Genomic DNA, 11,238 nt, shown 5'->3' on the forward strand with positions numbered 1-11,238 from the left:
GGGTCATCGGGTCTCCTTCGGGGCGGGGACGGGGCGCGGCACCTCGATGATCCGTCCTCGCGGAGCGACTCGGGAGGCCGGGCGCGAACGCTCACGAGGCAGGCGCGCCAGAACGTCAGAACGCGCCAGTGGACCGTGCCGCCGAGCTGTGCCAACGGCACCGCGGAACGTGCCACGCGCCTCCGAGTGCCCGCTGCGCGCCGTTTCGAGACGGCCTACGCTCACCGGATGGACGAGGTGCGGGACGCGTACGGCGCGCGGGCGGAGGAGTACGCGGCGCTGCTCGGATCGGTCGACGCGGGGCCCGCGGCCGATCGCGAGCTGATCGGGTCGTGGGCCGACGGGCTGGAGGGCACGGTCGCCGACGTGGGCTGCGGGCCCGGGCACTGGACGGAGTTCCTCCAGCGCCGCGGAGCCGCCGCGGTCGGCGTCGACCCGGTGCCGGAGTTCGTCGCGCTGGCTCGAGCGCGGTTCCCGGACGTCCCGTTCCGGCTCGGCTCGGCGCTCGAGCTCGACGTCGACGGCCTCGGGGGCGTTCTCGCGTGGTACTCGCTCATCCACCTGCCACCGGCGGAGCTGCCCGGCGCGGTCGCGGCGCTCGCCGCGCACCTCCGACCGGGCGGAAGCCTGCTGATCGGCTTCTTCGAAGGGCCGCGCACGGAGGCGTTCGCGCACGCCGTCGCACCGGCGTGGTTCCATCCGCTCGCCGAGATGCGCGCCCTCGCCGAGCAGGCCTGCCTCGAGGTGACCCACTCGCTCCGCCGCAGCGCCCCCGGCGTCCGCGACCACGGCGAGCTGATCGCTGTACTCCCGCGCTGACGCCGAGCTGATCGCCGGCCTCTGATCCGGACGCCGCCGACGCCGCGCTGGTTCCGCGCTGACGGCTCCCGCTCCCGCTGGTCACCGGCGGCCGGCGTCCCGGCCCACCGCATCCCCTCGAGACACCACCGCCCCGCCGAGGCGCCGCCGTCTCAGCGGTGCTTCGGCGGTCCCGGTGGTGCCCCGGCGGACGAGGGCCCCCGCACCTAGAGGCGGTCGGCGCGCCACTCCGTGGGGATCTCCTCGCCGCGGCGGAACGCCTCCTCCTCGCGCTCGCGCAGCTCGACGCGGCGGATCTTGCCCGAGATCGTCTTGGGCAGGGGGTGGAACTCGAGGCGCCGCACCCGCTCGAAGGAGGAGAGCAGCTCGCGGGTATGGGCGAAGATCGCGCTCGCCGTCTCGGCGGTCGGCTCCCAGCCCTCGGCGAGGGCGACGTACGCCTTCACCACGCTGTGGCGCACCTCGTCCGGAGCCGGCACCACCGCGGACTCGGCGACGGCGGGGTGCTGCAGCAGCACGCTCTCGACCTCGAACGGCGAGATCTTGAAGTCGGAGGACTTGAAGATGTCGTCGGTGCGGCCCACGAAGGTGATCGTGCCGTCGACCGCGCGGACCGCCACGTCGCCGGTGTGGAAGTAGCCGTCGGCGCGGGCGCGCTCGGTGCGGTCCTCGTCGCCGAGGTAGCCGGACATCAGGTTGACGGGTTCGACGGAGAGATCGAGGCAGATCTCGCCGGTGGAGGCGGGCTCGCCGGTCAGCGGATCGACGAGGGCGATGGCGACGCCGGGCAGCGCGCGGCCCATCGCTCCGGGGACCACGGGGGCGCCGGGCGGGTTCGCGATGATCGCGGTGGTCTCGGTCTGGCCGTAGCCGTCGCGGATGGTGAGTCCCCACTCCCGCTCGACGGTCGCGATGACCTCGGGGTTGAGCGGCTCGCCCGCCGAGAGGATCTCTGTCAGCGCGCGCGGCTTCGCTCCCAGCGCCGACTGGATCAGCATCCGCCACACGGTCGGCGGCGCGCAGAACGTGGTGACCTCGGCCCGGTCGAGCTGCTGGTGCAGAGCGGCGGGGGAGAAGCGGCTGTAGTTGTAGACGAACACCGTCGCCTCGGCGTTCCACGGCGCGAAGAAGCAGCTCCACGCGTGCTTGCCCCAGCCCGGCGAGCTGATCGCCATGTGCACGTCGCCCGGCTGCACGCCGAGCCAGTACACCGTGCTGAGGTGCCCCACGGGGTACGACTCGTGCGTGTGCACGACCATCTTGGGCTTCGAGGTGGTGCCGGAGGTGAAGTAGATCAGGCACGGATCGGAGCTCTGGACGACCACGGTCGGGCTGATGCCGAAGGGCTCGAGCGAGTCGGCGTAGTCGAGCCAGCCCTCGACGGCGCCGCCGACCGCGATGCGGCCGAAGCCGCCCTCCATCTCGTCGAACTTGGCTGTCTCGGAGGCGTCCGCGATGACGTGCGCGACCTCGCCGCGCTCGAGGCGGTCGGCCAGATCGGCGGGTGAGAGCAGGGTCGTCGTGGGGAGGATGACCGCGCCGAGCTTCATGATCGCGAGCATCGACTCCCACAGCTCGAGGCGGTTGCCGAGCATGAGCATCACGTGATCGCCCTGCTCGACGCCGACCGAGTGGAGCCAGGCGGCGACCTCGTCGGAGCGCCAGCGCATCCGGTCGAAGGAGTACGTCTCCTCGGAGCCGTCCTCCTCCACGATCCAGAGGGCGGGGCGCTCGTTGCCGATGGCGATCGCGTCGAACCAGTCCACCGCCCAGTTGAAGCGGGGCCCGACGTCCGGCCACTGGAAGGCCTCGTTCGCGGCGACCGCATCGGTGCGGTGCTGCAGGAGGGCGTCGCGGGCGGCGCGGAAGCTCCCGGTGGGGTTCATGCATGTCTCCGTAGCGGTCGAGGTCCGGCCGCTGGCGGGACCGACCCCATTCTGCTCCCGCCGCGGTGCCGGGTGCTGCGTGGGGGAGGCCCGGTGGGGAGGCACATCGCCGGAGGCGCCTGTGGAGGAGCGGCCGGGCGGATCCTCCTGCCGAGCCGACGAGCGGAGGGCGAGGGGGAAGCGGTGGAGCCGGCTACGGCCTGGCTCAGCGGAGGGGCCGCCCGCCATACGCGGCCCGGGAGAGCGGAGGGCCCGCCCGCCGCAGCAGGCGCTCCCTCCGCGGGACCTCAGTACTTGATGGACTGACCGCCGTCGATCGGGAGGACGGTCGCGTTCACGTACGAGGCGTCGTCCGAGAGGAGGAAGGCGACGACCGAGGCGATCTCGTCGGCCTCGCCGTAGCGCTTGGTCGGGTTGACCTGGATCAACTCCTCGGCCGCCTTGCGCGGGTTCTGCGGGTCGAGCTGCTTCATCGAGTTCTCGACCATCGGGGTCCAGATGGCCCCGGGCGCGATCGCGTTGATGCGGATGCCGAACTCGCCGTACTCGATCGCGGAGTTGCGGGTGAGGCCGACGACGCCGTGCTTGGCGGCCGCGTAGCCGGACTGGTTGCCGATCGCGGTGATGCCGCCGACGCTCGCGGTGTTGACGACCATGCCCGAGCCCTGCTCGCGCATCACCTTCAGCACCTTCTCGAGGCCGAGGAACACGCCGCGGAGGTTGATCGCGACGACCTTGTCGAACTCGTCGGCCGTGAAGTCCTCGGTGAGGTTCTGGCGGCCCTCGATGCCGGCGTTGTTGAAGAAGCCGTCGATCCGGCCGAAGGCCTCGAGGGTGCGCGCGACATAGGCGTCCACGTCCGCCTCCTTCGACACGTCGGCGAGGACGGTGATCGACTCGGTGCCCTCGGGCAGGACGTCGACCGTGGCGGCGAGGCCCTGCTCGGAGATGTCGACGAGGGCGAGCTTCGCGCCCTCCTGGGCGAGGCGGACGGCTGCGGCGCGGCCCAGGCCGGATCCACCTCCGGTGATGAGGACGACGCGGTCGGTGAAGCGGGTGCTGGTGGTGGTCATGACGACTCCTGCTCGAAGAGGGATGGGCTCGGAGGCCGAGTGGTCGGCGAGTCCGTATCCATGCGTCTGCATGCAATTGGCTCCACGATACTCCACAGGTGTCGGTTGAGTCTGAGTGCGCGGTCAGGGATGGAGTGATCCGGGCTGCGGGCGCCCGCAGTCGAGCCCGGTGGACCCTCGCGAGCGGGGCCGCAGGATCCGACGCGAGCACTCGGGTTCTGGGCAGAGCCGCCGCCCCCCCCCCGACCCCGATTCGCCTGGCCGCCGCTTCCGGGCGACCGAGCCGCCCCGGCCGAGCAGGCGAGTCGCCGAGTCGCCGCCGATCCGCCGCTCGCCCGCCTACAGGTGCGGCTGCCCCGTCGAGGCGCTCGTCCCGCCGTCCACGGCCAGGATCGCGCCGGTGATGTACGCCGCGTCCGCGCTGGCGAGGAACAGCACCGGCGGGGCGATGTCGTCCGGCTGCCCGGGGCGTCCGAGGGCGATGCGGTCGATGAAGGGCGCGAGCTCCTCGGGGGTCGAGGCCATCGACTCGGTCAGCGGCGTCTGCGTGAAGGCGGGGGCGACGGCGTTGACCCGCACCCCGTGCGCGCCGAAGTCGAGGGCCAGCGACTGCACGAACGTCGTGATCGCGCCCTTGGTCGCGTTGTAGGCGGCCTGACCCCAGTCGCCGCGGATGCCCGACACGGAGGAGACGACGACGATGTTGCCGCGGCTCGCCTTGAGGTGGGGGAGCGCCGCCTTCACCGCGTAGAAGAGGGCGTCGATGTTCGTCGCGAAGAGCGAGCGCCAGGCGTCGTCCTCCACCTCCTCGATCGGGCCGCCGAGGTGGCCGGCCGCGTTGTTCACGAGGACGTCGATCCCGCCGAACCTCGCGACGGTGCCCTCGACGAGCGCGTCGACCTCGGCTCGGACCGAGACGTCGGTGGGCACGACCAGGACGCGCTCGGCCGGGAAGCCGGCGACGGTCTCCTCGAGCGTGGCGGGGGTGCGCCCGGCGACCGCGACGCTTGCGCCCTGCTCGAGGAAGGCGCGTGCGATGGAGCGGCCGATGCCGGAGCCGGCTCCGGTGATCAGGACGGTGCGTCCGGCGAAGGGGTAGGTGTTCGAGGCGATCATGGCGGTGCCTTCCGGGTGCAGAGGGGCGGCTCGGCGGGGTGCGCCGGGTGCGGCGGGCGTCGGATCCGCCCGGTGCCGATCATCCGCGGCACCCGAGCGGATCGACGGGCCGCCGCGCCGGTACGGAGGAGCTCCCCATCGATCCGCAGCACGGCTCCCGACCCTGGCAACCGCCGCAGAGTGCGGTCCGCGGCCGCGCGGGCTCGGGTAGACCGGAGGGGCGCCAGTGGACAGGGGGAACCACCATGGACACCACGAGAACGACCGCTCCGCGCCGGGCGACGGAGCTCCGGGCGGGACGGCGCGCGACCGCGCTGGGCGCCTCGGCACTGCTCGCGGCGCTCGCTCTGAGCGGCTGCACGAGCGGCGCCGACCAGGCGGAGGAGGCGACACCCGCCGTTCCCGGCACCGCTGCTCCGGCGACCGCCGCTCCGACCGCGACGCCCACCGACGCTCCGCTCGGGCCCGTGACGCTGCCCGAGGGAGCGACCGCCGCCGTGCGGTGGACCGACCAGGTCGGCCCCGTCGATCCGCAGAGCGTGTATCTCAGCGGCGACCCGCTGCACATCACCGTCTCGGTCGCCTGCGACACCGAGGACGCCGAGGTGACGATCGAGGTCGTCGGCCTGATGACGAGCGGATCGTCGTGCGTCTACAGCCCGAGCACGACCCGCACCGGCACGGGAGGCGGCAACACGGGCACCATGCAGATCGCCGTCGAGCAGGACGCCGAGATCAGGGTGACGACGGTGCCGGACGACGCGCACTGGTCGGCCGCCGTCTCGACCGGGGCGCGAACGGTCCCCGGGCACTGACGCCGGTCCGCGCCCTCCGAGAACGCAGAAGTCGCGGTGGTCGAGAGCGGCCACCGCGACGTCCGGGTTCTCGAGTCGCCCGGGGCGTCAGCCGATCGGGACGCCGAGCTCGGCCATGAACGGCACGGCGTCGACCGCCTCGCCGTCGACCCGCGTCTCGAAGTGCAGGTGGCAGCCGGTCGAGGCGCCGGTCGAGCCGCGCAGCGCGATGACCTGGCCGACGGTGACGGTCTCGCCGACCGACACCATCAGCTCGCTGTTGTGGGCGTAGCCGGTCTCGATGCCGCCGCCGTTGTCGAGCAGGATCCAGTTGCCGTAGCTGCCCTGGTACGACGCCTCCTCGACGGTGCCGCTGGAGGCCGCGAGGACGGGCGTGCCGCAGGCGCCGGCGAGATCGGTGCCCTTGTGGAACAGGTTCACGCCGGCGACCGGCGCGTCGGGGCGGGGGCCGTAGCTGCTGCTGATGTGGCCGGAGATCGGGACGACCCACGCTCCGGACGCTCCCGCGGCGGCCGCGGTCGACTCGCCGGAGGTGGCGGTGATCGCGTCGAGGGACGCGGTGGGCACGAGGACCTCGGGCTTGGCCTCGGCGGCGAAGGCGTCGCGGGTGACGCTCTGCTGCACGACTCCGGCCGCCACGAAGCTCTGCGGGCGGGCCGCGGCGACGGCGGTGGCCGTGTCGCGGGTCAGCTCGGAGTCGGCGGTGCCGCCCACGGCGAACGCGGGCATCGTCGAGGTGATCGCGATGCCGGCCACGAGGGTCATCGCGGCGACTGCGGAGACTCGGGGGCGCGACGGGCCGCGCGAGGGGCGGCGGCTGCGGGACTCCTGCTCACGGAGCGAGCGACGGGTCGGGAGGGCGGACGGACTGCCGGTCTCGGCTCCTGCGGGGGTGGGAGTCGAGGCGCGTGACGAACGGTGCATGCAGAGGAGGTTCCAGGTCTGCCGACGCTCGAGGGGGGAGGCGAGCGCCGGGTGGGGCAGTGGGGCTGATCGCACGGCTAAGCCGATGCGACCCTCCAAACTACCCGCGTTCCGCCGGATCCGACCTGAGAGAAACCTCCGGAGTCAAGCGGTTGAGCGCATCGATCGGCTCTCGATCCGGAGCGGCGGGGGTGCGCCGGGTCGCCGGTGGGCTTGCTCAGCGGTCGGCGGTGAAGACCAGCAGGGCGATCACACCGGCGACCGTCGCCGCGACTCCGGAGCCCAGGCGCCACCACATCCACTTGTCGCGCCTGGGCCCGCGCACGGGACGCCGGAGGCCGGCGCGGCCCTGGTAGCCGCCGGGATCGTGCTGGAAGACCATGCCCCCAGCCTGCCGAACCCGCGCCCGTCGCGGGGTCGACTCGCCCGCGACTCCCAGCCGCGAACGGCACCGCAGGGCTGAAGCGAGAGCCGAGGAGAAAGGAGGAGAGGCGGCGACCAGGGGGAAGGGGAGGCGGGACGGCACGGGCGCAGAACGGCCGCCGCCCGCGCGCCTAGCGCGGCCCGGGCGCGCTCGCCAGCGGGTTCGCGGGGCGGGTGCCGCTCGGTAGCGTGGGGGAGTCGGCCGGAGCGGTCGACGAGCGGAGGAGCGGACATGGCCGGGACCGGCAAGGACAGGGACGCACGCGACAAGGCGGCGCAGAAGCGCGCGAAGAAGGCGCTGAAGAAGGCCGAGAAGTCGGTGCGCGCGGCGCACGAGGCGGTCCGCGACTCCAGCAAGAAGCTGCGCAAGAAGGCCCGCAAGCTGGCCGAGCAGACCGAGAAGCTCAAGCGCACCCAGGAGAAGGCGGCGAAGAAGGCGGCCGCGACCGAGAACCGCCCGACCACGCCGAAGCACGCCGCCGAGCCGGCGGTCGGCGCCCTCGACCTCACCCCGCCGCTTCCCGGCTCGCAGGAGCCCGCCGAGGATCAGGAGTCCGCCGAGGACGCCGGTGCCGCGGCCGGGTCCGCCGCACAGCCGGAGCCGGCCCCCGACTCCGACCCCGCGCACACCCCGGACCTCACCCCGCCGATGCCGCGCTCGGCCTCCTGAGCGCACCCGTCTGAGCGCCGCATGCCGGTGCGGACTCAGGTGAATCGCACCCACCGATGCGCCGCCCGCCTGAGAATCCGCACAGGGTACTCGGGCGGGCGTGCCCCGCGAGGTGAACAGCAGGTGAAGCCTCGCGACCACGCCGGAACGCCTCCCGCCGCGGGAGCATCATGTCTGCGTGGATCCCTTCATCCTGCTCGCGCTCGTCGTCGTCACGGCCCTCGCCTTCGACTTCACCAACGGCTTCCATGACACGGCGAACGCGATGGCCACGTCCATCGCGACCGGTGCCCTGAAGCCCCGCACCGCCGTCGCCCTCTCGGCGTCGCTGAACCTCGTCGGTGCGTTCCTCAGCATCGAGGTGGCGCTGACCGTCACCAACGCGGTCGTGAAGATCCAGGACTCCTCGGGCGCACCCGATCCGGCGCTGCTCGAGGACGGCGGTTCGGCTCTGCTGCTGATCGTGCTGGCCGGCCTCATCGGCGGCATCGTCTGGAACCTGCTGACCTGGCTGCTCGGCCTGCCCTCGAGCTCGTCGCACGCCCTCTTCGGCGGCCTGATCGGCTCCGCTCTCGCGGGCCTCGGCCTCAACGGCGTGAACTGGGCCGGCGACGGCACGAAGCTCGACGGCGTCGTCGGCAAGGTGATCCTCCCGGCGCTGATGTCGCCCGTGCTCGCCGGAGCGGTCGCGGCGATCGGCACCTGGCTCGTCTTCCGGGTGATCGGCAACCTCGCCGAGAAGAGCCTCCACCGCGGCTTCCGCTTCGGCCAGATCGGCAGCGCCTCCCTGGTCTCGCTCGCGCACGGCACCAACGACGCGCAGAAGACCATGGGAGTGATCACGCTCGCGCTGATCGCGGCCGGCGGCTGGAGCGACACCGAGTCGGTCCCCTTCTGGGTCAAGCTCAGCTGCGCGCTGGCCATCTCGCTCGGCACCTACATCGGCGGCTGGCGGATCATCCGCACCGTCGGCAAGGGCCTCGTCGAGATCGACACCCCGCAGGGCATGGCCGCCGAGAGCGCCTCCGCCGCGGTCATCCTCGCCTCCAGCCACCTCGGCTTCGCCCTCTCGACCACCCACGTCGCGACCGGCTCGATCCTCGGCTCCGGAGTCGGCCGCCCCGGAGCGCAGGTGCGCTGGCGCGTGGCGCTGCGCATGGTGATCGCCTGGGTCATCACGCTCCCGGCCGCCGCCCTCGTCGGCGCCGTGATGTGGTGGATCGGCCACCTCGTCGGAGGCGCGGCCGGCGGCCTCCTGATGGCCGCGATCCTCGTCGCCGTCGCCTCCCTCATCTACATCCGCTCGCGCCGCGACAGCATCGGCGCGCACAACGTCAACGACGAGTGGCAGGACGCGGCGGCACGCCCCGCGCCCGAGACCGCCGGCGTCTGAGCGAAAGGATCCGCACCGTGCTCTCCCTCTTCCTCTCCGCCGCCGGCCAGGTGGCCCTCGTCGCCGTGCTCCTCGGAGCAGGCCTGCCCGTGCTCTTCGCCGTCGGCGTCCGCTCCTTCGCCGTCGCCGCCGGTGCTCCCGCCTCGGGCGGGTCCGACGCCCGCGCGGTCCGGAGCGGTCTGCCCGCCCCGGTGCTGCGCGGGATCGGCGTGCTCTGCTTCGCCCTCGTCGTCGGCTCCGTCGTGATCGGCCTGAGCGTCATCATCGCGACGGGCCTCGGCCAGTCGGTGAGCTTCGAGCACGTGATCCCGACCTTCGTGCCCAAGGGCTGAGCATGGCCTCGACCGATCCGATCGCGGCGCGGGAGGGGATCGTCGCCCGCGTGGTCGGCTGGCTGCGCGCGGGCTACCCGTCCGGCGTGCCGGAGCAGGACTACCTGCCGCTGCTGGGCCTGCTGCGCCGCAGCCTCACGACGGACGAGGTCGAGCAGGTCGTCGCGCGGCTCCTGTCGGAGTCGGAGCGGGCCGAGACGGTCGTCTCGCGAGCCGTCGTGCGCGAGCGGATCGAGCAGCTGCTGCTCGGACCGGCGCTGCCCGAGGACGTCGCCCGCGTCTCCTCGCGGCTCGCGAGCGCGGGCTGGCCGCTGGCGGGCCCGGAGTCGTTGGCCGAGCCGGACACCCGCGAGGGCCTGGTCGCGCGCATCGTCCGCTGGCTGCGCACCGGCTATCCGGCCGGGCTGCCCGAGCAGGACTTCGTGCCGCTGCTGGCGCTCCTCCGCCGCCGTCTGAGCGACGAGGAGGTGGCCGAGGTGGCCGCCGGTCTCGCCGCCGACGCGCCCGCCTCCCGCGCGGACGTCGGCACAGCGATCGCCGGAGTGACCTCGGAGCTGCCCTCGGAGGAGGACATCGAGCGCGTGCGCCGGTCGCTGGCCGCGCTGGGCTGGCCGGAGGAGTTCGCGAGCTGAGGCGCCGCGGCCCGGGTCTCGGGCCGCGGGAGTCCGCGTGCCGATCCGCCGCTGTCGCCGGCGATCCGGCCGGAGAGCCCGCCGGCCGACCGCGCCGCGATCCCGGGCGGTCCAGCCGTCGAAGGGTGACCCCGCCGGGACCAGGACGCGGACGCTGCAGCGGGCCGGGCCCGCCGTGAGCGGGCGGGACGAGCGCTGGAGCGTGTCCTCGGGCGGGCGACAGGCGGCCGCCCGGTCGGCAGGGGAGTCGCGGGGTCACGACGCGCGCCGTCCGCCGTCCTAGGTTCGGCCCGGGTCCGGATCGGCTGCGCAGCCGGCTGCCGGACCGCCGCCCGACCGGAAGGACAGCCCCATGACCGCACCCACCATCGTCCTCGTCCACGGAGCGTTCGCCGACGCCGCGAGCTTCGCCCCGGTCACGCGGATCCTGCTCGACGCCGGCCACGCCGTGCGCGTCCCGGCCGTGCCGAACCGCAGCCTGCTGGGCGACGCGGAGTACCTCCGCTCCTTCGTGGAGCAGCTCGACGGGCCGGTCCTGCTGGCGGGCCACTCCTACGGCGGCGCCGTGATCACGGTGGCGGGCGCCGCCGGGAACGTGGTCGGCCTCGTCTACCTCGCGGCCTACGCGCTCGAGGAGGGGGAGAGCCTCGGGCAGCTGCAGGGAGCCTTCCCCGACTCCGACCTGCCGGCGAACCTCGTCTACACCCCGTTCCCGATCGACGGAGCGGAGCCGGGCACGGACGTGTCGGTCGCGGTGTCGGCGTTCCCGGAGGTGTTCGCGGCCGGGATCGATCCGGCCGAGGCGGCCGTGCTCGCGGTCGGCCAGCGCCCGCTCGCCGCTCTGGCCTTCGGTGAGGCCGCTCCCGTCGCCGCCTGGCGGACCCGGCCGAGCTGGGGCGTCGTCGCGGCCGCGGACCGGACGATCAATCCGGACGTCGAGCGGTTCGGCTACCGGCGGGCGGGCGTGCGCTCGGTCGTCGAGCTCGACGCGCCGCACCTGGTGATGCGCTCGCACCCGGAGGAGGTCGCGCGGGTCATCGCCGACGTCGCGGCGGAGCTGAGCTGACCGCGGAGTCGCCTGACCGCGGAGGGGTGCGCCGAGTGCCGGTGCGCTCCTCCGCACCCCGCCGCGCACCTCCGCACCCCGCCGCGCAC

The 11,238-nt window shown here is 73.7% G+C and carries 12 protein-coding genes; 7 read left to right on the forward strand and 5 right to left on the reverse strand.

The window, feature by feature from the left end; all coding sequences use genetic code 11:
• Positions 1–228 precede the first annotated feature (228 nt).
• Positions 229–819, forward strand: coding sequence for a trans-aconitate 2-methyltransferase (locus C5D09_RS16415; RefSeq protein WP_104269788.1), 591 nt, complete (start codon positions 229–231; stop codon positions 817–819).
• 206 nt (positions 820–1,025) lie between these two features.
• On the opposite strand, the gene C5D09_RS16420 is transcribed toward C5D09_RS16415, so the two are convergent.
• The 3 genes from C5D09_RS16420 to C5D09_RS16430 form a co-directional block, all read right to left on the reverse strand.
• Positions 1,026–2,705, reverse strand: a complete 1,680-nt coding sequence (locus C5D09_RS16420; protein WP_104269789.1) for an AMP-binding protein — start codon at positions 2,703–2,705, stop codon at positions 1,026–1,028.
• Between the two features lie 287 nt (positions 2,706–2,992).
• Positions 2,993–3,850, reverse strand: coding sequence for a glucose 1-dehydrogenase (locus C5D09_RS16425; RefSeq protein WP_104269790.1), 858 nt, complete (start codon positions 3,848–3,850; stop codon positions 2,993–2,995).
• Between the two features lie 267 nt (positions 3,851–4,117).
• Entirely contained in the window at positions 4,118–4,894 is a 777-nt protein-coding gene (locus C5D09_RS16430) for an SDR family NAD(P)-dependent oxidoreductase (protein ID WP_258067039.1), read from the reverse strand.
• 245 nt (positions 4,895–5,139) lie between these two features.
• Here C5D09_RS16430 and C5D09_RS16435 point away from each other — a divergent pair, with 245 nt between their 5' ends.
• Positions 5,140–5,709: a hypothetical protein gene (locus C5D09_RS16435; protein WP_104269791.1), complete on the forward strand. Its 570-nt coding sequence runs from the start codon at positions 5,140–5,142 to the stop codon at positions 5,707–5,709.
• 87 nt (positions 5,710–5,796) lie between these two features.
• Here C5D09_RS16435 and C5D09_RS16440 read toward each other — a convergent pair whose 3' ends face one another.
• Together C5D09_RS16440 and C5D09_RS17640 are read right to left on the reverse strand one after the other, a co-directional pair.
• Positions 5,797–6,474, reverse strand: a complete 678-nt coding sequence (locus C5D09_RS16440) for a M23 family metallopeptidase (protein WP_181074628.1) — start codon at positions 6,472–6,474, stop codon at positions 5,797–5,799.
• A 376-nt stretch (positions 6,475–6,850) separates the two neighbouring features.
• The gene (locus C5D09_RS17640) at positions 6,851–7,015 is read right to left on the reverse strand and encodes a hypothetical protein (RefSeq protein WP_159940529.1); all 165 of its coding nucleotides are present in this window, start codon (positions 7,013–7,015) and stop codon (positions 6,851–6,853) included.
• Between the two features lie 273 nt (positions 7,016–7,288).
• On the opposite strand from C5D09_RS17640, the gene C5D09_RS16445 reads away from it, so the two are divergent.
• The 5 genes from C5D09_RS16445 to C5D09_RS16465 all read left to right on the forward strand — a co-directional run bounded on the left by C5D09_RS16445 (position 7,289) and on the right by C5D09_RS16465 (position 11,149).
• A complete protein-coding gene (locus C5D09_RS16445; protein WP_104269792.1) occupies positions 7,289–7,726 on the forward strand; it encodes a hypothetical protein in 438 nt (145 codons plus the stop codon).
• 178 nt (positions 7,727–7,904) lie between these two features.
• Positions 7,905–9,119 (forward strand): inorganic phosphate transporter, encoded by a 1,215-nt coding sequence (locus tag C5D09_RS16450; protein ID WP_104224012.1) that lies wholly within the window; start codon positions 7,905–7,907, stop codon positions 9,117–9,119.
• Between the two features lie 17 nt (positions 9,120–9,136).
• Positions 9,137–9,451, forward strand: coding sequence for a hypothetical protein (locus C5D09_RS16455; RefSeq protein ID WP_104263561.1), 315 nt, complete (start codon positions 9,137–9,139; stop codon positions 9,449–9,451).
• A 2-nt stretch (positions 9,452–9,453) separates the two neighbouring features.
• Entirely contained in the window at positions 9,454–10,083 is a 630-nt protein-coding gene (locus C5D09_RS16460) for a DUF3349 domain-containing protein (protein ID WP_104256540.1), read from the forward strand.
• 352 nt (positions 10,084–10,435) lie between these two features.
• Positions 10,436–11,149, forward strand: coding sequence for an alpha/beta hydrolase (locus C5D09_RS16465; RefSeq protein ID WP_104269793.1), 714 nt, complete (start codon positions 10,436–10,438; stop codon positions 11,147–11,149).
• The last annotated feature ends 89 nt before the right edge of the window (positions 11,150–11,238 follow it).

The sequence above is a fragment of the Rathayibacter sp. AY1C9 genome, from assembly GCF_002932315.1.
GTDB lineage: Bacteria > Actinomycetota > Actinomycetes > Actinomycetales > Microbacteriaceae > Rathayibacter.

Excerpts from the sequence above, each read along its gene's own strand:
- C5D09_RS16420 (WP_104269789.1), bottom strand. The coding sequence starts at position 2,705 with ATGAACCCCACCGGGAGCTTCCGCGCCGCCCGCGACGCCCTCCTGCAG.
- C5D09_RS16440 (WP_181074628.1), bottom strand. The coding sequence starts at position 6,474 with ATGACCCTCGTGGCCGGCATCGCGATCACCTCGACGATGCCCGCGTTC.
- C5D09_RS16435 (WP_104269791.1), top strand. The coding sequence starts at position 5,140 with ATGGACACCACGAGAACGACCGCTCCGCGCCGGGCGACGGAGCTCCGG.
- C5D09_RS17640 (WP_159940529.1), bottom strand. The coding sequence starts at position 7,015 with ATGGTCTTCCAGCACGATCCCGGCGGCTACCAGGGCCGCGCCGGCCTC.
- C5D09_RS16415 (WP_104269788.1), top strand. The coding sequence starts at position 229 with ATGGACGAGGTGCGGGACGCGTACGGCGCGCGGGCGGAGGAGTACGCG.
- C5D09_RS16460 (WP_104256540.1), top strand. The coding sequence starts at position 9,454 with ATGGCCTCGACCGATCCGATCGCGGCGCGGGAGGGGATCGTCGCCCGC.
- C5D09_RS16430 (WP_258067039.1), bottom strand. The coding sequence starts at position 4,894 with ATGATCGCCTCGAACACCTACCCCTTCGCCGGACGCACCGTCCTGATC.
- C5D09_RS16465 (WP_104269793.1), top strand. The coding sequence starts at position 10,436 with ATGACCGCACCCACCATCGTCCTCGTCCACGGAGCGTTCGCCGACGCC.
- C5D09_RS16445 (WP_104269792.1), top strand. The coding sequence starts at position 7,289 with ATGGCCGGGACCGGCAAGGACAGGGACGCACGCGACAAGGCGGCGCAG.
- C5D09_RS16425 (WP_104269790.1), bottom strand. The coding sequence starts at position 3,850 with ATGCAGACGCATGGATACGGACTCGCCGACCACTCGGCCTCCGAGCCC.